The sequence below is a fragment of the Archangium primigenium genome, assembly GCF_016904885.1.
Lineage (GTDB): Bacteria > Myxococcota > Myxococcia > Myxococcales > Myxococcaceae > Cystobacter > Cystobacter primigenius.
Genome location: NZ_JADWYI010000001.1, coordinates 6763788 through 6787448 on the forward strand (window position 1 = coordinate 6763788; position 23661 = coordinate 6787448).

A 23661-nucleotide genomic window follows, 5' to 3' on the forward strand; every position below is an offset into this window, starting at 1 on the left:
CGGCATGCGGATGTACGCCCGATCGCCCCCCCCATTGCAACGGGGCGTCGGTCCGGGCCCGTCAACGGCCGGGTGACACGAGTGTCCTCCCAGCATCATCCCTCAGGGTGGTGTCAAGGTGTAGCAACCTGTCGCGGAAATTTTGCCGCGCGGATCCGAAGGGTGTATGTGCTCGCCTGCTCGCCTTCCGGAGACCGAATGGTCGACAGCACGGATCTCGCACAGGTACTCCAAGAAGCCTCCGACATCGCTCAGAGCGTTGCACAGAAACTCACCTCGGCTCACGTGCTGCTCGCCCTGTTCACGGTGGAGAACCGGGCGCAGCTGCTGCTCAAGGAGAAGGGCGTCGACGAGGACAGCCTGCTCGAGCACATGACGGCCCACGTCCAGGAGCAGGATGGGCTGGTCCGCACGCTGTGTATGCGCGCGCGCGAGAACGCCCAGAGCATGGGCTCGCGCGAGGCCGACTGCCTCCACTTGCTCGTGGCCTTCACGCGCGTGCCGTGCGCCGCGCGGGAGATGCTCACCAAGGCGGGGCTGCACCTCATCAGCCTGGCGAACATCGCCATGTCCTACTGTGTCAGTGGGAACACCCCCCGGCGCTTCCAGCCCGGCCGCAACCCGCAGCCCCTGGTCATGCCCCGGCCGAGCCGGCCGCCGGGCTCGCCGCCCTCGGCGCTGCCGATGAACGCCTTCGCGTCGAGCATCTCGCGCGCGCCGCCTCCGCCGCCCCGCGCCCCGTCCCGTCCGGCGCTCTCGCCGCGCGACCTCATCGACGAGGTGCACGAGGACGTGCGCACCGTCACGCCCCCGCCCCTTCCCCCCGCGCCCGCGCGCACGCCTCCGCCGGTGGCCGCGCCCGCCGCGCCGCCCGTGGCCGCGCCGCCCGCTGTCGTGACCCCCGCGGCCGCGCCCCCTGTCGCCCCGCCCGCCGCCGCGCCCGCGCGCCCCGCGCCCGCGCGCACGGCGGCCCCGCTGGTGCTCGACGAGAAGCGCTTCCCGCTGCTCACCTCCCACGGCCGCAACCTCAGCCGGCTCGCCCAGGAGGGCAAGCTGGATCCCGTGGTGGGCCGCGCCAAGGAGATCGAGGAGGTCATCGACGTCCTCGGCAAGCGGCGCACCAACAACCCGTGCCTGCTGGGCGAGGCGGGCGTGGGCAAGACGGCGGTGGTGGAGGGCGTGGCGCAGCGGCTCACCGAGCTGCGCGGCGGCCTCGCCGAGAAGATCCTCATCGAGCTGGACATGGCCACGCTGGTGGCGGGCACGCAGCTGCGCGGCGCCTTCTCCGAGAAGCTCAACGCCCTCAAGGACGAGGTGCGGCGCGGGGATGGCCGCGTGGTCGTCTTCATCGACGAGATCCACACCCTGGTGGGCGCGGGCTCCACGGGCGAGGGCCCCCAGGACGCGGCCAACGAGCTCAAGACGGCCATGGCGCGCGGGGAGTTTCCCTGCATCGGCGCCACCACGCACGACGAGTACCGCAAGTTCATCTCGCAGGACCCCGCGCTCGAGCGGCGCTTCACGCCCGTGGTCGTCCACGAGCCCTCGGTGCCCGAGACGGTGGAGATCCTCCAGGGCATCATCGGCCGTTACGAGGACCACCACGGCCTGCTCTACGCCCCGGACGCGCTGGAAGCCGCCGCGTCGCTCGCCTCGCGCTACGTGACGGACCGCTTCATGCCGGACAAGGCCATCTCCGTGGTGGACCTGGCCGGCTCGCGCTGCCGCCGCGAGGGCAAGGAGCTGGTGGAGGCCAGCGACGTGGCGCGCATCGTGGCGAAGATCGCCGGCATCCCCGAGGAGCGTCTGTTGATGACGGACTCGGCGCGGCTGCTCCGCCTGGAGGCGGACCTGGGCGAGCGCGTCATCGGCCACGAGGAGGCCATCTCGCGCATCGCGCGCGTCATCCGCCGCAACTACGCGGGCTTCGCCTCGCGCCGCCCCATGGGCTCCTTCCTCTTCCTGGGCCCCACGGGCGTGGGCAAGACGGAGATGGCGCGGGCGCTCGCCGAGGTGCTCTTCGGCAGCAAGGATCTGCTCGTGCGCCTGGACATGAGCGAGATGTCCGAGAGCCACGGCGTGTCACGGCTCATCGGCTCGCCGGCGGGCTACGTGGGCTATGGCGATGGCGGCCAGCTCACCGAGCCCGTGCGCCGCCGCCCCTCGTGCGTGGTGGTGCTCGACGAGATCGAGAAGGCGCACCGCGAGGTGCAGCTGCTCCTGCTCCAGGTGCTGGAGGAGGGCCGGCTCACCGACGGCAAGGGTCGGCACATCGACTTCTCCAACACGGTCATCGTGCTGACGACGAACCTGGGCGCGGAGGCCTTCCACCGCACGAGCCGCAGCCTCGGCTTCGGCACGCCGGCGGTCGAGTCCGCGCAGGCCAACGACATGGACTCGGCGAGCCAGGCCGCGCGGCAGGCGATGCCGCCCGAGTTGTGGAACCGCATCGACGAGCGGCTGCCGTTCCGCCCCCTGAGCGAGACGGACGTGGCGCGCATCGCCACGCTGCTGCTGGACGAGAGCCGCAAGCGGCTCGCCACCGAGAAGAGCATCGAGTACGCGGCGGGCGCGGACGTGGTGGAGCTGCTCATGAAGTCCGGCGGCTTCGATCCGAAGCTGGGCGCGCGGCCCATGCGCCAGGTGGTGCAGCGGCTGGTGGAGGCGCCGCTCGCCGAGCGCATCCTCGCGGGCGAGTTCATGCCGGGAGACCGCGTGGCGGTGAGCGTGCAGAACGGGGAGTTGCAATTCCTGCGTGAGGAGCGGTGAAGCCATGAGCCCCACGCGTCCCGGTCGCCCAGCGGTGGTGGTGGTGGGCGCGGGCCGACTGGGCGGCGCGCTCGCCCTGGGGCTCGGGGCGAAGCGCTGGTCCGTCCGGGTGGCGGCGCGCTCCGCGGAGAGCCAGCGCCGGGCCCGCGCGCTCGGCCTGACGCTCGCGACGGAGCAGGACATCGAGCGGGCCCGGGTGTGCCTGCTGTGCGTGCCGGACCAGGCCGTCGCGGCGGTCGCCGAGGAGATGAAGGCCCAGCTTCCCCGGGGCGCGGCCCTGGTGCACTGCGCGGGGGCGCTGTCGCTCGACGCACTGGGCACCCCCCAGGGCCGGGTACTCGGCTCCTTCCATCCCCTGGTGGCGGTGTCGGACGCGCGCGATTCGCTCGCGGGCAATGCCGTGGCCGTCAGCACCCGCTCCAAGGCCCTGCGCGAGACGCTCGAGCGCATGGCGGAGGACCTGGGCCTGCGGGTGCTCCGGGTGAAGGAGGCCCAGCGCGGCGCCTACCACGCCGGCGCCGTGCTGAGCGCGGGCGGAGTGGTGGCCACCCTCTCCGCGGCGGTGGAGGCCCTGCGCGTGGCGGGCATCTCCGAGGAGGACGCGCTCGCCGCGCTCTTGCCGCTCACGCGCTCGGCGCTCCGGGGCGTGGAGGCGCGGGGCCTGGCGGCGGGCTACACGGGGCCCATCGCGCGGGGCGACGCGGGCGTGGTCGCGGCGCACCTGGCGGCCCTGCCTCCCGAGGTGGGCGCCGTCTACCGGCCCCTGTCCCGGCGCGCGGTGGGGCTCATCCACCACCGGCTCACCCCCGAGGCCCGAGCCGCGTTGGCCCAGGCGCTCGCGGAAGAGCCTTGACCGGGTCGCCTGCAGAGTGCGCCTGTTCGCTTGCCTCCTGTGGCTGTTCTTTCTCTCAGCGTGCGCGGGCGCGCCCGTCCCGCCGTCCATGCATGGGTCGCACACCGTTGTCCCGACATCGCCCCCCGATCCCAACATCCGTCTCGTGTCCGCGACGATGGACACGGTGCCGCGAGGGTCGATTGGAAGAGCGGACCTGGAGCAAGCCCGGGCACTGTTGTCTCGGGCGCGGAAGGATCTGGCGCCCCATCAATGGGACGCGCTGGATGGCAAGCTGACCGTCGCGGAACGGGCCTTCGAGCGCTTCTCAAGCGCCGCCCAGGCAAGTGGGCACGCCGCGGAGGTGGCCAGAGGGGCGGAGGGTGTCACGCGAGCGGGTCGCGCCAGGGCCTTGATTGGGGTCCTCCCTCGATTGGCCCCATTGCTCGTGGGCATTGCCCTGCTCTATCCCGCAGGCACCGCCGGGCCGGAGGTCGACCGCCGTCCGGAATGGTTGGATGCTCGAGGAGAGTACGAGGCCCGCCTGCGGGAAGTGGCGGAAGTCGCGTCACAGCTCCTGCTGGAACTGGACGCCCAGCCGCGTGCGGTGAGAGCACCGGCGCAGGAGCCGTCACCGCGAAAGCAGTCCGCGAACGCGCTCGCCCAGGAGGAGGACGACCCGAAGTGCAAGCCCATCCCCAAGCCCCGCCACCTGGGCGGGCACGCCCCTCACAACGCGTGCGCCGACAAGCTGCCAGGCAACACTTTTCCCGGAGGGGATGTGTACGTGAATGGGAAGCGCTTCGACGCGCTCCAACAGGCCTCGCGCACGCTCTGGGAGGTCAAGACCGATGACTTCGGCAAGCACTCCCCTCACTCGCAGAAGTTCTTCATCAAGATGAAGTTGGGCGAGATCCAGCGAGAGGCCAAGCTCGCCAGTGAATGCGGGTATGACTTCATCGTGGGCGTGCACAGCCAGGCTCATCAGCGTGCGCTGAAGTTCGCGGACCCATCGCTCAAAGTCGTCGTCATGGATTGGTGTTGAAATGGCCTCCAGCCAGAACGATCTTGGCCTCATCGTCTACGCACCTCCTCTCTCGGGGAATGGAGACAGGACGCTGACCATCGTCCATGGGATGGAACGCGCACTTCCCGGTTTGAACCTGGGGTGGACGACTTCTGAAGAAGAAGACCTGCGCGCGCTGCCCTTCCGAGACGAATGGCTCGTGGCCCAAGGAGCCGACGGAGTGCTTCCGTTCCTGTGCAACAATGACGACGAGCATGTCGTGACGATTGCCGGCTGGGAAAACCCGAACGGTCTTTCAGCGGAAGGTCTGCCCCATCTCGAAATCCATGCGGATCTACCCCTCGACGCACCTGGTATCTCCGCGGCCATGGATGTCCTGGAAGCGATCGCGGAAGGGGCGTGCGCGTTCTGGGGTCACGTCACGCCATTCGACGCGGGAGTCGAGATCGCGGAGCAGACGAGTCCCACGTTGTCAGGACCCCCGGCCCCGCCCCGGGGACTGCCCGCGCTCAAGCTCCCAGACGCGATCCGCGCGCCTGAGATTCCACATCGCCTCGGGTGGTTGAACTACTGGTCGGCCGCGTCCGCACGTGCCATCGGGTTTCCGGACCCCGCCCGCGACGCGGACTTGATCTCCCGTGCGCGGCGCACCGCGACGGATGGGTGGATCGTTCAACTCACGCAGGCGCCGCTGGATCTGGACCATCCCGGGCACCTGGACGCGCTCAAACGGGCGTACGAACGCTTCCCGGAGATTGGCGGGCGCACGGTTCCGTAAAGCCCATCGCCCGGGTTGGTGCTTCGAACGCGAAAGGGCCCCACGGGGTGTCCGCGGGGCCCTTGGCTCGGCACGAGGCGCGGGAGGCTAGCTCAGGATGATGCGCGGGCCCTGCAGGGCGTTGCGCACCGCGGCCAGGTCCCGCTCGGACATGGCGTCACCCTCGGTCATCTGGCGCAGGCAGACGTCGCCCTTGCCCTCGACCACCAGCTTCTTGAGGTCCGTGAGGAGCACCGAGGCCGCCTTGAGCATCTCCTCGTTCTGGGGGTTGGGGGGCGCGCCCTTGCCCGCCTTCTCCTCCATGTACTTGGTGAAGCGGCGCACCGCGTCCACCATGTTGTTCGCGTCGAACTTCTCCAGCAGCGGCTTGAGCCGCTCCACGTTGAGCTTGAGCAGGTGCAGGGGCGCGCGCGAGCGCTCGAAGCTCGCGTTGAGCGGGCTCACCTCGGAGCGCTCGAAGGCGCCCAGCAGCCCGTCGTCCGGCGACTGCACCGCGTGCGGCACCACGTCCACGAACAGCTCCATGGGCGCCACGCCCTGGGTGAAGGCCTGGATCTCCTCCTCGTCCACCGGCGGGAAGCTCGTGGGCGCGCCGATGAAGAGCATGGGGAGGATGAGGTGGCCCCAGAACTCGTTCTGCGCCGCGCCGGTGCTCGCCTGGGTGCCGAACAGGTGCGCCATCAGCTCCACGATGCGCGGGGCCACTTCCACCTGGTCCACCAGCTTCTTGTTGGGCTCCATCTGCTGGAGCGCCGTGAGGACCTGGCCCTCGAACTGAGCGCGCACTTCCTTGGGCATCTGCGCCCGGCCCAGCGCGTCCCGCAGCTCGCGCGACAGCGCATCGGGCGTGGAGTCGAAGGTCTTGTTCGTCTTGGCCGGGTCCATCACCAGGAACTGCATGAAGCCCGGATCGATGAGGCGCTGGTAGTCCGCCGGGCCCAGCTTGGCGCCGCCGGCCTGGTTGCCAAAGCGCGCCTTGCCCAGCATGCCGCGGATGTTGGCGCTCACCTCGTCCAGGCGCGCCAGCTTGCCGGCCACCAGCGAGTTCATCACCTCGCCGAACGGCGACAGCACGATGAGCGCGTCGGCGAAGCCCAGCGAGGCGCCCTCGGGGGACTCGCGGTTGAGGAACCAGAAGGCACCGTGCTCCTCGGCGAGGCGCTCGGCGAGCGCGCCGGCCAGGCCCAGGGCGAACATCTGGTGGTTCTGGTTGTTCGGCTGGAACGCGCCGCCGAGCAGCCCCGGAACCCCGGCCTCCACCTCCGACCACGGGGACTTGAGGAGGTCGATCGGCGTGCCCCCGAGCTGCTGGAAGGCGGCAGCGACCTGGGCCTGGGCTTGCTGGACATGCGGGGGGGCGGGATGAGCCATGGAGGGTTCCTCGACGAAAGGTCTCGACCGTAACGAAACGAACGCCCCCTTATCGCGAAAACCAAGTTCATCGCCACGAATACCGACCCGCTCCTAGGATGGGTGTTCATGCCGCGCCGCTTCCTCCCCGTCCTCTTGCTGCTGGCGACCCTGTCGGGGTGTGCCTTCGTCACACCCCGGTTCGAGCAGAACGTCCAGACGGAGTTCGTCCGGGAGGACATGCGCAAGCTGTCCACGCGCACGTTGGAGCTGTACTACCCGGCCCGGTTGCGCCCCAGCGCGCTGCGGATCGCGGCCCGGCTGGAGGACTGCGTGGAGCGGCTGCGGCTCTTGCCCCACAGCCCGCGCGAGCGCGAGCGCGTGCTCGTCTATCTGACGGGCGAGGACTTCAACAACGCGTACGTGCTGCCCGACTACTCCAGTCTGCCCCAGCAGATGGTGTTGCCGTCCCACATGTCCCTGGAGCTGTTCAACCTGTTGGGTTTTGGCCCGGCGGAGCTCGGCGCGGTGGGCTGCCACGAGGCCGTGCACTACGTGCAGATGCAGCAGACGGACGGCCTGTGGGGAGCGCTCAACACCTTCACCGGGGGCCTGTTCCAGAGCAACTCCCTCACCGAGTCCTGGTTCCTGGAGGGGCTGGCCACCTTCTACGAGGGGCGGCTGGGCAAGGCGCAGGGGCGGCCCCACAGCCCCGTGTGGCACGGCTTCTTCGAGGCGGCCAGCCAGGAGCTCGGCGGCGCCTTCCACCCCGGCTACCTCAACCCCGCCCACCGGCGCATGGATCTTTTCGGGGGCAACTACCTCACGGGCAGCCACTTCGTGGCGTGGCTCGCCCAGAAGTATGGCGAGGACAAGTTGTGGCGGCTCGTCGCGGATCAAGGCGAGTCGCTCCTGCCGCCCGTGGGCGTGACGCTGCGCTTTCGCGCCGTCTACAACCGCACCATCGGCACGCTCTTCGACGAGTTCAGCGCGGAGCTCGCCCGCACGCTCCAGGTCCGGCGGCGGCCGGAGGCCCAGCGCGTGCTCTCGCCCCAGGTGGGCTACTTCGCCCGGCTCGCCGCGTCGCCCGCGGACGGCGCCATCGCCACCGTGGACGTGGGCCGCGACGAAGTGCCCCACCTCACCGTGCGCGAGCGCGAGGGCGGCGTGCGCTTTCGCCGCAAGCTCACGCAGTTCCTCCCCGGGCGGCGGTGGATCTCCACCCATCCCATCAACATGAGCGGCCTGTCCTTCACGGAGGATGGCCAGTCGCTCTACCTCGTGGCGGCGGACCTCGACGCCCTGGGCAGCTACCTGTCGCGCGTGTGGCGGGTGGATGCGCGCACGGGCGAGGTGGTGCGCACGTGGGAAGGCGTGCGCGGCATGGGCGGCGGCGTGTCGCCGGATGGTCGCTCGTATGTCTTCGTGCACGTGAGCGGGGACACCGCGAACCTCCACCGGTTGGATCTCCTCACCGGCGAGCACACCGCGCTCACGCGCTTCGAGGGCCAGACGTCGCTCGGGCCGCCGGCGGTGGCCGGGGACGGGCGCATCGCGTTCGCCCGGGTGACGGAGCACGGCTGGAACCTCGCGCTGCGCGAGGTGGATGGCACCGTGCGCGCGCTCACCGAGGACGCGCGCTTCAACTACGCGCCCCGGTGGTTGGACGCGGAGCGCCTCGTCTTCGTGCGCGAGCACGAGGGCCGCTGGCAGGCGCACCTGCTCGATCTCGCCACGGGCGCGCCGCCCGCGCGCCTCACCGACGCGCCCCACCTCGTCATGGACGTGGCGCCGCGCGGGCCCTCGGACATCGTCTTCCTCAACCGCGAGGGCTTCGACTTCTCGCTCGACAGCGCGCCCGTCGAGCCCCGCGAGCCCGGTACGGCCGTGGCCACCGCGCGGCCCGTCTTCCCGCCCCTGGAGCCCGGCGCCCCGTCCGCGCCCTTCCTCGGCCACGACCTGGACATCCTCTCCGACGCGCCCTACTCCCCCCTGGAGCGCTTCTTCCTGCCGGAGTTGCGCGCGCCCTACATCTACGCCCTGCCCGACGCGGCCAACCCCGAGCGCGCCGTCATCTACGGCGGCCTGGCGCTCGCGGGGCAGGATCGGCTGGGCTTCCACCAGTACGCGCTGCTCGTGGAGGCGAACACGGCGCTGCGCGACCCCAGCCTGTCGTTCACCTACGGCACCGCCCTGACCGCGCCCTGGCGACTGCAACTGTCCGCGGCGCGGCTGCGCGACGTGGGCCGGCGCGACCTCCAGGCCAGCGCGTCCCTGTCCCGCACCTTCTGGACCACGCCCGTGAGCGTGCGCCTGCTGGCCCTGCGCCGCGACTGGTTCGGTGCCTCGCGCTACCCCGGCCTGCGCACCTCGCTGGTGGGCCCCGAGGCCAGTGTGTCCTTCTCCGCCGGGGAGAGCTCCTCCTATGGCGGCACGCAGCGCGCGCTCAGCCTGTCCTTGAGCGGCGGCGTCTACCCCCTGGCGTTCGCTCAGGCGCGCCCCTTCGCCGAGGTGCGCGGGGAGCTGGCCGCCGTGGTGCCCGGCCTGCCCGGCCTCACGCGCGACAACCTGCTCCTGTCGCTCGTGGGCCACGCCCTGCCCAACGCCCCCGCGGGCCTGTTCCAGGTGGGCGGCGTGCCCGCGGGCGCCTACAGCCTGCGCTGGCGCCAGGGCCCCGAGGACTCCCGCTCCCTGCCCCCGGCCCTGCAGCCCGGTGTGAGCTTCGTGGAGCCCCTGCGCGGCTACGAGGACTTCGCCCTCGAGGCGCGTCACGTCCTCATCGCCTCGGCGCGCTACCGCTACCGCGTGATTTTCGATTACGGCTGGAGTTCCTTCTTCTGGCTCGGGCCGTCCTTCTTCATCAGCCACCTGGAGCTGGAGGCGTTCGGCGCCTGGGCCCGCACGGATTGGCGCGCCGACCACCGGGCCGCGGGCGGCGCGGTCTTCCTGCGCACCAACTTCGGCCAGGCCGTGCCGGTGTCCCTCTTCTACCAGTACGCCCGTCGCTTCGATGACGGGCTCGGCCACCTGCACCTTTTGGGTATCTCGCTCTGAAGGTGCCCTCGGGGACAGGTTTCCTTCTCCCAGCCAACGCTTGGCGTGGGGCGCGGATTGCCTCGAAGGCTGGAGTGCGCCCCGTCCCTTGCCGCCCCTCCGCTACATCCGCAGCTTGCCCTACCTGCTGAAGGCGTCACCGGGCACGGGGGGTTTGGGTCTTCCTCTCACCGGCCGAGAATCGATGCCTGCGGGAGGCCCTGTTGCGGAGGTCGCGCGGATGAGAACGGCTACCAGTCCTGCTCCTGAGTCCGTGTTGGTGGTCGACGATGAACCGGCCCTGCGCGCCTTGCTCGCCTTCGTGGTGCAGCGCGCGGGGGCGGTGCCGGTGGTGGCCGCGGACGCCGCGAGCGCCCGGCAGCTCGCCGCGCGTCACACCTTCGCCTGCGCGCTCATCGACAAGAACATGCCGGGCGAGAGCGGCCTGGAGTTCCTCAAGTGGCTGCGCGTCACCCAGCCCGAGTGCAACGCCGTCATCGTCACCGCCTACGGCAACGTGGACAGCGCCGTGGAGGCGCTGCGCCTGGGCGCCTTCGACTACCTGCTCAAGCCCTTCGAGGTGGACGCGCTCGAGCACCGCCTCAAGCTGGCGCTGGAGCAGTACCGCATGCGCCAGGAGCGCGAGCACATGCAGGCCATGCTGGTGCAGTCCGACCGGCTCGCGTCGCTGGGCCTGCTCGCCGCCGGTGTGGTGCACGAGGTGAACACGCCCCTGGCCTACATCCTGTCCAACCTGGACTGGCTCGACGAGGAGCTGCCCGCCTTGCGCCAGGGCGTGGGTCCGCAGGATCCGCTGACGCTCGGCAAGCGCCTGGAGGCGGTGGAGACGACGCTGCGCGACATCCGCGAGGGCGCCGAGCGCGTGCGCGACATCGCCCGGGACGTGAAGGCGTTCGCGCGGGACTCGGACGACGCGAGCATGCTGGTGGACTTGCGCGAGGTGCTCGACGCGGCCCTGAAGATGGCGCTCGTGCACATCCGCTACCGGGCGCGCGTGGTGCGCGACTACCAGGAGGTGCCGATGGTGCTCGCCAACGAGCCGCGGCTCGCGCAGGTGTTCCTCAACCTGGTGGTCAACGCCGCCCAGGCCATTCCCGAGGACGGGGGCGAGCACGAAATCCGCGTGCGGCTGTGGACGGGCCCCCAGGGCGAGGCGTGCGCCGAGGTGACGGACACGGGCACGGGGATCGCCCCCGAGCACATGGCGCACCTCTTCGAGCCCTTCTTCACCACCAAGCCCCGGGGCGAGGGCACGGGCCTGGGCCTCTTCATCTGCAAGTCCATCGTGGAGGCCTTCGACGGCGCCATCACCGTGTCGAGCCACCCGGGCCACGGCACGTCCTTCCGGCTGACGCTGCCGCCGCACGTGCGCGACTCGGCCATGCCCCCGGCCCTGGAGCCGGTGGCCCTGGCGGTGTCGTGACGGACGGCCGCTACCGGGCGGACCCCGCGCGTAGCGCCGCCCCGGCCTCGGTCGCCAGCGGGCGGTAGCCGAGCCGCTGGGCCTCGACCTCCACCTTCTTGAGCTCCGCGAGCGCCGCGGCCTCCGCGCTCTCGCGCGTCAGCGCGGCCCGGAGCAGCCGGGCCTCCAACAACAGGCCCATGAGGTGGCCCCGCGCCGCCAGCTCGAGCGGGGCATGGAGCGCGGCCGCCGCCGTCCGCCGCTCCTCGGCCGTGCCCAGGCGCAGCGCCACCCGGGCCCGCGTCAGCTCCACCTGCGCGGCGACGAGCGCGTACTCGTTGGCGTGCGTCAACTCCCGCGCCCGCGCGAGCGCCTCGCGGGCCCGCTCGGGAGCGCGTCCCGCGAGCAGCACCCGGGCCCGCACCGCTTGCGCCCCACCCTCCTGCATCGGCTGCCGCTGCTCCGCGTACGCCGCGCACACCCGCTCCGCCAGGCCCAGGGCCTCCTCGGTGCGCCCCGCCGCCAGCGCCACGCGCGCCAGGGCCCGCTCCGTCTCGGCCACCAGGGCCTGCTGCCCCCGCGCCCGGCGCAGCTCCAGGGTGCGCTCGAGCCACCCGCGCGCCGTCACCAGCTCCCCCCGGTCCAGCAAGAGCAGGCCCAGCTCGTAGCTCGCCCAGCCCTCGGAGGACTCGTCCCCGAAGACGATGTTGAGGGACTGCCGGGACTGCTCCAACAGGCGCTGGGCCTCGTCCAGGTCTCCCCGCTCGCGCAGCACCATGCCCAGCTGGACGTTGAAGGCCGCCTCCTCCGCGCGCATGTCCAGCCGCCGGTAGAGGTCCGTCGTCCGACGGGTGCGCGCGAGGGCCCGCGTCAGCTCCCCGCGCTGGAAGGCCACCCAACCGGCGTTGCCCTGGGCCTCGGCCTCGAGCGACGGATGCGCGAGCTCCCGGGCCAGCCGCGCCATCGCCTCCAGGCACCCCTGCGCGTCCCGCAGGCGGCCCAGGTCGATGCGCACGAGCGCGCACGCGGCGAGGGCCCGCGCCGCCCCTCCCCGCTCCCCCCGCCCGAGGCACAGCCGCGCCGCGTCCTCCAGGGCCGGCAGGGCCCGCGCGGACTCGCCGAGCTGTCGCTGGGCATACGCCCAGGCCACGAGCGCCGAGGCGACGAGGAGCGGCTGGCCCGCGCGCTCGGCCCGCGCCACGGCCCACTCGGCATGTCGCCGTGAGGCCGTGACATCGCCCCCCAACATCGTCACCAGGGAGGCCGTCAGATCGATGCGCGCGTCGCCCCCCCCGGGCTCCGGCAACCGGGACAGTCCCGCCAGGGTGTCCAATGCCTCGCGCCCCTGGCCCGTGAACGCCCGCGCGGCCGCCCACGCCGTGCCGTACTCCACGTTGTCCGGACAGAGGCCGAAGAGCTGGCCATAGGCCTCGCGGGCCGCCGCCCAGTCGGCATGCGCCTCGTGGTCGCGCGCCAGGACGAGCAGGTGCTCCTCGCGGGGCAGGCCCTCGGACAGCGCGCGGGCCCGCCGCGCCGCCTCCCGGGCCCGGTCATCGAGGAAGGACAACCGGTACGCCACGGAGAGCGCCGAGTGCCCCGGCGCGAACTCCGGCGCCAGCGCCACCACCCGCTCGAGCCGCGCCAGGGCCAGGGGCGCGTCGTGGTGCTGGAGCGCGAGCAGGCCGTCCGAGTACAGGTGCGCGGCCTCGGGGGACGCGGGCTGGGTGCCCCGCCAGGCGCGCCGGGACAGCCGCAAGGGCTCGTCCGAACCCCGGGAAGGCAGTGGCGCCCCCGACTCCGCGAGCGCCACGGAGAACGGACGCTCGGGCGGAGGCGGCTCGTGCCGCGCGCCCTGTCCCTTCAAGGCCTCGAGGATGAGCGCGGCCGAGGCGAAGCGCTCCTCGGGCCGACGCGCGAGGCACCGACGCAGGGTCCTCTCCCAGCTCGGAGGAAGTCCGGGGATGCGGGCGTCGACCGAGGGCGGCGGCTCGACGAGCCGTTTGACGGCGGCGACCCCGGGCGTCTCCCCGCCGAAGGGCCGCTCCCCCGTCACCATCTCGAAGAGCAGCACGCCGAAGGCGTACAGGTCCGAGGCGGGCGTGGGCGCCTCGCCCTCCACCTGCTCGGGCGACAGGTAGGCCACGGCGTCCACCGTGCCCTGGCCTTCCGGCTCCGTGCCCTCCTCACCCCCCCCCGGGGCCTTGAGGCCGAGGTCCGTCACCACCGCGCGCGGAATCCCCGAGGGCGTGGGCACCAGCATCACGTGGCCACTCTTCAAGTCCCCATGGATGACCCGCGCCGCGTGCGTGGCATCCAGGGCCGAGGCCAGCTGCGCGGCCAGCAGCAGGGTCCGCTCGGGCGTCAGCCGTCCCACGCGCCGCAGGTGCGCCGCGAGGGTCTCGCCCTCCAACCAGTCGAAGGCGAGGAAGGCGAAGGGCGCCGCCCCGTCCCCGGCCGAGGTGTCCGGGGTGTGCTCCCCCACCTCGCGCAGCTGGCACACGTGGGGGTGCACCACCTTGCGCACGGGTCGCAGCTCCCGCGCGAGGCGTTTGACCAGACGCGGGACGGAGGCCGCGGGGGCGCCGAGCCGCCGCAGGGCGAGGCGCTCGCGGGACACGGACTCCTCCACCGCGTAGACCGTCCCCTGGGCGCCCTCGGCCGCGAAGGACAACACCCGGTAGCGGCCCGCGATCACCGTGCCCTGGGCGAGCCGTCCCATGACAGGCGGGGCCGGCGGCATGTCCTCGGCGACGGAAGGACTCTCGGGCGAGGAAGACTTCCCCGCGGTTCGCGGACGGCGGCTCATGGGTGGTGGGCCTCGGCGGTGGACGATGGCGTCCAGGGTCGGGGCCAGGTAGGAGGCCCGACGCCATTGTAGTGGAGCGCTTTGAGCTCCGGGCGTTCCGTCTCCATGCCGCATCGCGGCGAGGGCCCGGGCACGATTCACCTGGGAATCACTCCGGGCCAGTCGGTCTCATCGTCCCATGCGCAGAGGCCCATCCTGGCCAATGGCGATGAACGGCGCCCAATAATAAGGATGGGGCCAAGTCCGCCGGAACGCTCGCGTCGCCTCCCGCAGCGCCTCCGTGCGGCCCCGTCCCGCGAGCAGGTGCGTGTAGTAGCCCTCCATCAGCTCGCGTGTCGACGCGTCATTCACCTTCCACAAGCTCGTCACCACCGTCTCCGCCCCGGCCACCATCAGCGAGCGGCGCAGACCATGGACGCCCTGGCCCCGCTTCACCTCACCCCTCCCGGTTTCGCAGGCCGACAGGACCACCAGCTGGGTGCCCCACAGGTTCATGCCCGCCAATTCCAACGCCGTCACCACCGAGTCGTCTTTCGAGGTCATGCCGGCCACGTCCGGGACATTGGAGCCCGCGAGCACCAGCCCCGAGCGCAGCAAGGACTCAGTCGGGCGCTCACGAAGACCCGCCGTGGAGCCTGAGCCCAACGCATGGACCGCACGCGCGCCGGCCGGTCCGGCCTCATCTTCCAAAAAGAAGCCGTGGGTCGCGATGTGCAAGACCGTCGGCGCATCCAGCGAGAGCAGGGCCTCCTTGGTTGCCTCCCGACCCAACAGGAGACGGGCCCGAGGAAACAACCGCTGTATGGCCAGGGCTTCTTGCCTCGTGCCCACGAGTGGAGGCCAAGCCCGGCCATGGAAGTCCGCGCGTGACTCAGAGAAGAAACGCGCGAGGAAAGCACCTCGCGCGCCGGGCGTGACATCGTCGCCAGGGACGGGGCCGACGGAGGCCGCGCTGAAATCGGGATCGGCCAGGATCACCATGGGCTCCGAGGCCAGCTTCTGCGGGTCACGGGACAGCAGATCCTTGCCCGAGGTCACGTAGGTGATGTCGAAGGTGTCGAGCAGGAACTGGGCGCCATCGTGGAGTGCCGCGAATGGGGTCAGCGTCAGTTGCCCATCGGGCGAGATGAACAACCGCCGCGCCTCACCCAGAGCGGGCTTCAGTGGAAGAAAGACACGATCGTGAAGCGCCTGGGCCTCGGCTTGATAGGACAGGCGGTTGCCCGCGAGCGCGTCGTGCAGCCGCTGAGCGGCTTCATCCATGGAGGAGACCAGCCCCAGATCGACCGCATGGATCTGGCCATCGCCGAGGAGCAGAAACGCAAGGTACCGGGGCGCATTGGCAGTCTCCTCGGTGGCCGAGTCTTCTTCGCGGAAGAACAAACGCCTGCGGTAGGTGACGAACTCGACGAGGGCGCCATCCTTGGGAAGAGCGGTGGCGACGTGATCGAGGATCATCGCGGGCGGAGGCAGTTCACGCAGGGAGCGGAGCGGCTCCGAACTCCTGGCCAGCTGCGCCTCGAGGGCATCGCACTGGGTGCGCAGTTCCTGGAGCCTCTGCTGATGTTCGAGGACCGTCAATGTCCCGGGACCGGCGAACGACAGGCTGGCGAGTTGGGTGCGCAGGGCGCGCAATCGATCGAACGCCGAGCGTTCCTCTCCTTGCAATCCGCGATAGACGATGTGCGAGGTATTGGAGACTTCTTCGAGGGAGCGGCCCTTGCGCAGCAGCGCGGCCGAGAGTGCGAGCCGTCGCACGCGCGCGTCCGCCGGGTACATGTAGACAAGCGAGTAGAGCAACTCCTCCTCCGCCTGGAGGACACGCAGGGCATCGGCCAGCCGCTCATCGGAAAAGCCAAACACCTCCTGACGCAGGTGCGCCTCGGACGAAGCGAAGGCACGGTTCAGGAGCGCGAGGGCTTGAGTCATGTGCTGCTGAGCGATGTGGAGCTTGGCGAAGTTGATAAGCAAGGACGCCACGTTGGGGTGATTCGCCCCGAGCGAGGTCTCGACGATCGACAGCGCACGTGCGTACAGGGACTCCGCCTGTGTGAACTCCCCCCGCTCTCGATGGAACTCGGCCAGGTTGTTGACGAGGATGGCCACCGTGGGGTGGTCGGCGCCCAACGCCTTTTCCCCGACCTTGATGGCGCGCTCCATGAGTGTCCGAGCCCGCTCGAACTCGCCCTGACTCTCTTCGAGGCTCGCCAGATTGTTGAGGAGCGCCGCCAGATCCGGATGTTCTGCATGCTGCGTCGACTCCTGGATGGCAATCGCGCGCTCATATAGCGCTCGCGCCCGTTCGGGGTGTCCATTCACGCCGTGGTATAAGGCCAGGTTGTTGAGCGAGGACCCCACGTCGGGATGCATCGGGCCAAGGATCGACTCCTCAATGCGCAAGGCACGCTCATAAAGGGGAAAAGCCTTCGCATAGTCCCCTTGTACCCGAAACAATTCTCCCAGATTCTTGAGGGAAACAGCCACCGAGGGATGCCCTGGACCGAACGTCGCTTCCTCGATGCTCAACGCGCGCTCGTACAGCGGCTGTGCCCGTGCGTAGTTCCCTCTCGAAACCAGGACCGTCGCCAGGTTGTTGAGGCTGATGGCAACCTCGGGATGTTCGGGACCGAGGATCGACTCGCGCATCTTGAGTGCGCGCTCGAACAAGGATTGCGCGCGCACGTACTTCCCTTGAGCCCGGGAGACCTCCGCCAGATTGTTGAGCGAAACCGATACCTGGGTATGGCTTGGGCCAAAGGCCGCTTCCATGATCGCGAGGGAACGCTCCGCCAGCGGCTCCGCCCGCTCGTCGTTCCCCTGCTCATGATAGAGCGCCACCATGTTGTTCAGGGAGAGCGCGACGTCGGGATGGTTCGCCCCCAGTGCGACAATCCGGATCTCGAACGCGCGGGACAACAAAGGCTCCGCTTGGGAGTACTGGCCCCGTGCCTTGAGAAGTCCAGCCAGATTGACAAGGGTCGTGGCCACCTGGGGATGGTTGCGACCGAGCGCTGTTTCCTCGATTTGGAGTGCAGTCACGAAAAAGGGCTGGGCCTTGCCGTAGTCGCCCTGGCGCCGGAAGAGTTCCGCCAAGTTATTGAGGGAGGTCGCCACATCCGGATGAGCATCGCCCAGGGCCGCTTTTCGGATCTCAAGCGCACGCGTCAACAGCGGCTCCACCTTCGCGTAGTCGCCTCTTCTCAGGTAGAGCGCCCCCAGGTTGTTCAGGGACTCCGCCACATCCGGATGGCTGTCTCCGAGCGTCGTCTCGCGGATGTCGAGGGCGCGTACATGAAGCGGCTTCGCTCGTTCGTCATCATCCTGTGCCACATAGAACTCAGCCAAGTTGCTGAGAGCCGTGGCCACATGGGCGTGGTATCCACCCCACGTCTCCTCCAGGATCTCGAGCGAGCGCTTCAACAAGGGCCCCACAGCGGAGTGGAGCCCCTGCTTTTTATAGAGCCCCGCCAGGTTGTTGAGGATGACAGCCACATCAGGACGATGCTCCTCGGAGGCCTCCCCAATCACGAGCGCTCGCTCGTAGAGTGACTTCGCCTGGTCGTAATCTCCTTGGTTCGCGCAGAGCCCCGCCAGATTGTTGAGGAAACGGAGCAGCCCGGGATGGTTCAGGCCCAACCGCGCTTCCTCGATCGTGAGTGCACGTTCATACAAAGGCCGCGCTTGTTTGTAGTTACCCAATAGCGCATGGGTCAGCGCCAAGTTGTTGAGTGAAGAAGCCACGCTGGGGTGGTCCGTGCCCAACGCGGCTTCCCGAATCGCCAGCGCACGTTCATTCAGGGCCCTTGCCCGCGTGTATTCTCCCTGCGCCCGGAGTAAGTCCGCCTGATTGTGGAGCGTTGACGCGACTTCGGGATGATCCGCTCCAAACAAGGCGGTCACGATCGCGAGTGTTCGGGCGAGAAGTTGCTCCGCTTGCGCGAAGTCGCCGCGGCTCCCGTGAAGTAAGGCCAGATTGTTGAGGGTCGAGGCCACCTCGATGTGGTTCTCGCCCAACGCTGCTTCCCGAATCGCCAGTGCTCGCTGGAGAAGAGGCTCCGCACGCGTCAACGCACCCTGGGCAAGGAGAACAGAGCCAAGCGCATCCAAACACTCCACCAAAGCCAGGTGTTCCGGGCCTAGATGGGCCTCACGCAGGCGCAGCGCGCGCTCGAACAGCGACTCCGCCGCCGCGAGCCGTCCCTGCTCTTTTTGTTTCAGCCCCTCCGCGAAGGCCGCCCGAGCCTCCCCTAATCCTGAATCCACAGGTGCCACGCTGATCGCCGTACGGGTCGTACAGCCCCAGGCGAGGAGGAGCACTACGACAAACATCCCCCCAACTCGTCTCATTGCCTGCTCCCACGCAAAGTCCCGCTTTCAAGCGGAACGTCATTCACGGAGGCGTGGACTCCGCAGTGCGCTCCGTTGCCCGCTCCAGCCGCTGCTTGAGCGCGTCCAGGCCCTTGCCGCCCAGCGCGCGCGCCTTGTCCAGGGACTCCCCGGCCTCCTGCGCCAGCTTCTCGGGCGTCAGCTCGCCGACGCCCTGGCGCACCCGGTCCATCCAGGCCAGGGGCGCGTAGACGTTCTTGCCCTTCTCGGGGCCCAGCAGGGTGACGAGGATGTGCTCCACCCCACCCGCCCGGGCGACCAGGGCCTGGCCCAGCATGAGCGCCGCGCGGGTCTGCCGGAAGATGGGCAGCCGGTCCCCGTGCTTGCGCAGGTCCTCGGCGCTGGTGCGCACCTCCGCGCGCTCCTGCTCACCGAGGTACGGACTGCCCGCCAGCCGGTCGAGGTACTTCGCGGACGCCTCGTACTCCTCGTGGCGGGAGTGGAGATAGGCCCAGCCCCACCACGTCAGCTCGTTGTCCACGCCGAGCTTCTCCATCGACTTGAGCCCCCGGTAGAGGTCGTCCTCGGCGGCACGGTCGCGATCGAGCCCCCGGCGGTTCCAGGCCCGCAGGAAGTAGCCCGTGGCGAGCGTCGTCTCGCGCGACTGCGCGCGCGTCAGGTTCGGCAGCGCGAGGAAGGCGTCCTCGGGGGTGGCCTCGTTCTCGAACACGAAGGCGTTGAGTTCCTCCTCGGCGGCGTAGTGGTAGCCGGCCTGGCAGAACGCGAGGCCCCGCATGGCCTGGACGGCCGAGCGGATCCCCGGCAACCAGGTGGGCGCGGGGGTGGCGCGCGAGAGCTCGTAGAAGATCAGCTCCGAGGAGGGGGCGCGGCGGCTCCGGTCGGCGAGGTCGACCAGGAACGCGGCGACGGAGAGGAAGGCATGCTCCTGTCCGGCGTCGTAGCCCGGCAGGGGGGGCGCCTCCGTCGTGAGCTGGGTCCACAAGAGGGGGAACTCGTCCTCGTCCCGGTGCTGGAGGACCGACTTCGCCTTGTAGAAGGCGATGCCCACGTCGAGGTAGCTCCGGGCCACGAGGCGGGCCTCTTCCGCGGTCGGGGACGCCGCGGGGAGCGGGCGCGTCTGCTCGAGCGCTGTCCAGAGCCCGGCGATCTCCTCGGGCGCATTGGGCTCGCCTTGGGCGCGCATCGTCAGCTTGAGGGAGCGGTAGAGCACCAGGGACGAGGAGTCGCGGATGCGCTGCTCGATCTCGGCCCGCTCGCGGGCGGCGCGCTCGGCATCCGTGCCTCGGCACCCGTTGCAGGCCCCGAGGAAGACGAGCACGAGGGCGGCGGCGAGGTTCCGGGCCCGGGACGACACGGGGCCCGTGAATGGATTCTTCATGCCCCGACTCTATGACAGCTCCCGGTGGACCCACTACCCTCCCCCCGCATGGATGCCTGCGTCGACCTTCTCCTGCCCCGGCTTCAGCCGCTGGAAGGCCTTCACCGGGTGCGCCGGGACTTCGAATGGGGAGGCGTCGTCCATCCCCAGGAGCCCGAAACCCATCGCTGGGGACGCGCCGTCGAGCTCCGGAAGTACAAGGACAGGGACTTCCCCGCGTTCCTCTCCCAGCACTTGCCCGCCGACCTGTTTCCCGAGGGGTTTTCCTACTTCAGCCTCGCGGGAGAGGGATTGGATTGGCTCGCGCGGGAGGTCAATCAGCGGGCAGACGACGAGAACCCCGTGGATTGGGGTGGGTATCCACTCGAGGCCCTTCTGTTCGAGCAGTTCTCGCGAAGCAGCAGCTGGGCGATGACCTTCCTACCCCAGTGCGACACGCTCGATTTCGCACGCGAGACCACGCCCGGAGGCGTGGTGGCCCTGCTGAAGGCGCAGTTGGATGGAAGCAAGACGCCACAAGGGTTCATCGCCTGGGGAAGGACCCTACGACCCTGAACCCCGTGCCTACCGCGTGACGTTCACCACCGGGGAATCGGTGAGGGGCGAGGACACGCTCAGGCCATCCGTCGGGTCCACGCCGCGCGCGCCCGCGTGAAAGACACTCGTGCCGCGCTGGCGCGCCAGCAATTGCGCGCGGAAGACCGCCCGGCCGTGGCCCGGGATGTCCACACTCGTGGGCTGCGGCGGCGCCAGCAGCTCGATGCCCGCCGAGCCCGTGGCGCTCCCGCGATCGATCGACACCCCCTGCACCGGCGAGTCCCCGAGGTTGAGCACCTCCAGGTCCACCAGGAACACCTCGCCCGCCCGCACGTTCGCCGGCACCGACGTGAAGGCCGCCGCCAGGCGTCCCGGCGTCTGCACCGTGATGGGGGCCGCGCTCACCTCGCCCGTGGTCACGCCCTGGGCCGTGAACGCATCCAGGCCTCCCGCCCCCGCCCGGAAGCGCACCTCGCCCGTCCGCCGCGCCGTATAAACCCAGATGAACGTCTCCCCCTCCCCGGGCGCCAGCTCCGCGAGTTCCGGTCGGGGCACGGTCCCGCCTTCCACCGCACCCGCCAGCCCCTCGAACATCGGGGCCGAGGGCCGCACCTCACGCATCGTGCTCGGCCCCACGTTGTCCACCCGCAGCCGCACGCGCAGCGTCTGGCCCACGTTCACCACCGCGGGATCCACCTGGAGCGTGGCGCTCAACGCCGAGCGCTCGCGCACCTCCAGCGCCGTCTCCACCCGAGGCACGGGCAAGGCCTCGCCGCGCGCCTCGTCCTCGGCCTCGAGCCCCAGGTCGACCCGCGCCGAGCCCGGCCCGTGCGCCACCACCGTCCAGGCGAAGCTCGCGCTGCCTCCCGGCTCGAGGTCCACGGGCGCGGAGGACTCGGCCCGCGACTCCACCCGCGCGGTGCCCTCGAAGCGCGGCCGGGCCTGGACGGCCCGTGCCCGGGTCCCCCCCGTGTTCTCCACCGTCAGGACGAGCCGCGTCTCTTCCCCCACCCACAGCCGGTCTCGCGCCCATCGCACCTGGGTCTGGAGCTCGGCGAGCGGCCGATCCGATACGAACCAGGCCCGGGGCAGCGCCACGCGCTCGCCCAGGGGGGTCTCCACCTCCAGCGGGTACCAGCCCGGCGTGAGGCCCTCGGGCACCCGCAGCCGCAGGGTGTGCTCGTCCACCCACGTCACGTCCTCCAGCCGCCAGGTGCCGAGGCGTGCCTCGAAGCGCGATTCCAGTGTCACCCGCTCGGGGCCGCCGAGGTGCTGCGTGGCGACCGGGACGAAGTTGTCCCCCTCGAGCACCCCGGACACGGGCGCCGTGTTCAGACCCCACCCGGGCACCAGGCGATGCAGGCGCGCCTCCTGTCCGGCCTCGGGTCCCGTCGAACAGGTGGCTCCGAGCAGGCAGCAGAGGGCGAGAGCGGCGCGACGCGGATCAATAGAGATCAAGGCGGTACCCCAGGTGGAGCCCCGCCCCACCGAGCGAGCCCCGCAGCACGGGCAGGGCGGGATCGTTGAACCAGGAGAGGCGCGCCTCGAGGAAGGGCAGGCCGGGCCCCAGGGCCACGCCCGCCCCCACCACGGCCTGGGCCCCGGGCACCCAGGCGCCCTGCGCGAGCACCCGCCCCTCGCCCCACGCCGAGCGCCCCTGCATCCGCGCCAGCGACGGGCCCGCGGCGCCCCAGCCCTGGAGGCGGTGCTCGCGGGGCGAGCGCAGGCCCACCAGGAGCGCGGTGTCCACGAGCAGCACGCGGCCCGCGAAGTCCGGCACCTCCGGCACGTCCGTGCGGGAGAAGCCCAGCACGCCCAGGTCCACCATCACCCCCAGGGCCGGCCAGGCGCGCACCGGCCAGAGTTCCAGGCGCACGCCGCCCGAGGGCGCCCGCACGTCCGCGAAGTTCGTCAGGCCGCCCACGTGGGGCGCCAGCGTCACCCGCGAGCGGCGCAGGAGCGGCACGCGGCCGCGCTCGCGCACGGCGCCCACCTGGATCTCCACCTCCGAGTGTCCGTCCACGAGGGACTCGGGGGGCACGTAGCGCAATTCGTACTGGCCCGGCGCCCGCGCCTGGAGCGTGCGCGCGACGCCGCCCGCGAGCGACACCCGCGGCGCGGCCTCCTCCACGGGATTGCCGTACCGGTCCTCCACGGAGATGTGCCACGCCACCTCGGTGCGGCCATCCGCCACGAGCACCGGCCGCACGGGCGCCATCCGCACCCGGGCGAGCGGCCCCGCGCGCAGTCGCAACCGCCGCGTCGCCACGGGCTCCGGCCCCCCCTCGGCGAACAGCCGCAGCGTCACCTGGGTCCGGCCATCGAAGCGCGCGGGCGGGCGCACGCCCCCCGTGTACACCCCGGGCCGCTGCTCGGTGAGCGCGTCCACGCGCGCCCCGTCCGCCTCCAGGCGCAGGGCCACGGCCACGGGGTTGTCCGCCGCGTCCCGGGCCCGCGCCTCCACCGTGAGCCGGGCGCTCTCGGTAGCCACGAACTCCTCCCGGTCCACCGTCAACTCGAAGCGCCGCGCGGGCCCCGCCACCGCTTCCAATCCGACCTCCCACGCCCAGCGGGGATCCCGCCCCTGACCGCCACGAAGCACCACCTCACCCGCGGGCCCCGGGGGCAGCGTCCACCGCACGAGCCACACCCCGGGCTCCACTTCGCGCGGGGGGCCCACCACTCCCCGGGAGGCGGTGAAGGTGAAGTCACCCCGGGGCGCGGGCGTGCCCGGCAGGCGGGACAGGAAGAGCCGCACGTCCACCGCCTCCTCGCGATCCGCGCGCACCTGGTGGCGCTCGGCGACGGCATGGACGCAGGGCCACGGGGGCACGCCCAGGTCGATGCGCCGGGTGCCGAAGAAGGCCTCCCGGTGGCCGGGGGGAACCAGCAGCGGCACGTGCGCGAGCCCCTGGGCATCCGCCTCGACGGGTCCGAAGGAGCGCTCGCCCACCTGGAGCGTGACGGGCGCGCCGGCCCGGGTGCTCACCTCCGCGAGGCCCTGGCCCCACAAGGGCAAGACGGACCAGCCCACCCAGCGCCCCTGGGGCCCCCGCGCACGCGCCAGGAGGATGACCTCCCGGGGCAGCCGCTGCCGGGGCGGGACGTACGTCGCGCGGAAGAGGCCCGGCGCCACCGGCGCGACGGGACTCACCTGCCCCTCGCTCACGAACACCTCCACGTCCGAGGTGCCGGGGGGCGCCTCGACACGCAGCTCCATCGCCCGCTCCTCCCCGAGCACGCCATACGCGGGCACGCTCCCCACCCGGAGCATCGGGGAGGACGCGTCCGCCCCGGCCTCGGCGCGGACCGGAGACGCGGCGAGCCCCAGGGCCCACACGAGGCCCACGAGCACCGGCACGGCTGGCTTCACGCACACCT

At 71.1% G+C, this 23661-nt stretch carries 13 protein-coding genes; 7 read left to right on the forward strand and 6 right to left on the reverse strand.

What is annotated here, in order from left to right:
• Window positions 1–198 precede the first annotated feature (198 nt).
• From I3V78_RS27655 to I3V78_RS27670, 4 genes are all read left to right on the forward strand, one after another.
• Window positions 199–2769, forward strand: a complete 2571-nt coding sequence (locus I3V78_RS27655; protein WP_204491725.1) for an AAA family ATPase — start codon at window positions 199–201, stop codon at window positions 2767–2769.
• 4 nt (window positions 2770–2773) lie between these two features.
• Complete coding sequence (locus I3V78_RS27660; RefSeq protein ID WP_204491727.1) at window positions 2774–3622, forward strand: DUF2520 domain-containing protein; 849 nt, start codon at window positions 2774–2776, stop codon at window positions 3620–3622.
• A 427-nt stretch (window positions 3623–4049) separates the two neighbouring features.
• Window positions 4050–4646: a DUF6310 domain-containing protein gene (locus I3V78_RS27665; RefSeq protein ID WP_204491729.1), complete on the forward strand. Its 597-nt coding sequence runs from the start codon at window positions 4050–4052 to the stop codon at window positions 4644–4646.
• Between the two features lies 1 nt (window position 4647).
• Complete coding sequence (locus I3V78_RS27670; protein ID WP_204491732.1) at window positions 4648–5406, forward strand: DUF5953 family protein; 759 nt, start codon at window positions 4648–4650, stop codon at window positions 5404–5406.
• 87 nt (window positions 5407–5493) lie between these two features.
• On the opposite strand, the gene I3V78_RS27675 is transcribed toward I3V78_RS27670, so the two are convergent.
• Complete coding sequence (locus I3V78_RS27675) at window positions 5494–6777, reverse strand: hypothetical protein (protein ID WP_204491734.1); 1284 nt, start codon at window positions 6775–6777, stop codon at window positions 5494–5496.
• 108 nt (window positions 6778–6885) lie between these two features.
• Here I3V78_RS27675 and I3V78_RS27680 point away from each other — a divergent pair, with 108 nt between their 5' ends.
• The gene (locus I3V78_RS27680) at window positions 6886–9810 is read left to right on the forward strand and encodes a TolB-like translocation protein (protein WP_204491736.1); all 2925 of its coding nucleotides are present in this window, start codon (window positions 6886–6888) and stop codon (window positions 9808–9810) included.
• 259 nt (window positions 9811–10069) lie between these two features.
• Window positions 10070–11233 (forward strand): ATP-binding protein, encoded by a 1164-nt coding sequence (locus I3V78_RS27685; RefSeq protein ID WP_204491738.1) that lies wholly within the window; start codon window positions 10070–10072, stop codon window positions 11231–11233.
• A 10-nt stretch (window positions 11234–11243) separates the two neighbouring features.
• Here the strand turns inward: I3V78_RS27685 and I3V78_RS27690 are convergent, their stop codons facing one another.
• From I3V78_RS27690 to I3V78_RS27700, 3 genes are all read right to left on the reverse strand, one after another.
• Entirely contained in the window at window positions 11244–14018 is a 2775-nt protein-coding gene (locus tag I3V78_RS27690; RefSeq protein ID WP_204491741.1) for a serine/threonine-protein kinase, read from the reverse strand.
• Between the two features lie 168 nt (window positions 14019–14186).
• A complete protein-coding gene (locus tag I3V78_RS27695) occupies window positions 14187–18347 on the reverse strand; it encodes a tetratricopeptide repeat protein (protein WP_204491743.1) in 4161 nt (1386 codons plus the stop codon).
• Window positions 18348–18408: 61 nt separating this feature from the next.
• The gene (locus tag I3V78_RS27700; protein WP_204491745.1) at window positions 18409–19743 is read right to left on the reverse strand and encodes a hypothetical protein; all 1335 of its coding nucleotides are present in this window, start codon (window positions 19741–19743) and stop codon (window positions 18409–18411) included.
• Window positions 19744–19791: 48 nt separating this feature from the next.
• Here I3V78_RS27700 and I3V78_RS27705 point away from each other — a divergent pair, with 48 nt between their 5' ends.
• Window positions 19792–20298: a hypothetical protein gene (locus tag I3V78_RS27705; RefSeq protein WP_204491747.1), complete on the forward strand. Its 507-nt coding sequence runs from the start codon at window positions 19792–19794 to the stop codon at window positions 20296–20298.
• A 9-nt stretch (window positions 20299–20307) separates the two neighbouring features.
• On the opposite strand, the gene I3V78_RS27710 is transcribed toward I3V78_RS27705, so the two are convergent.
• Entirely contained in the window at window positions 20308–21738 is a 1431-nt protein-coding gene (locus I3V78_RS27710) for a COG1361 family protein (RefSeq protein ID WP_204491749.1), read from the reverse strand.
• Window positions 21725–23653, reverse strand: coding sequence for a hypothetical protein (locus I3V78_RS27715; RefSeq protein ID WP_204491751.1), 1929 nt, complete (start codon window positions 23651–23653; stop codon window positions 21725–21727). The genes I3V78_RS27710 and I3V78_RS27715 overlap by 14 nt, the downstream gene beginning before the upstream one ends.
• Between the last annotated feature and the right edge of the window lie 8 nt (window positions 23654–23661).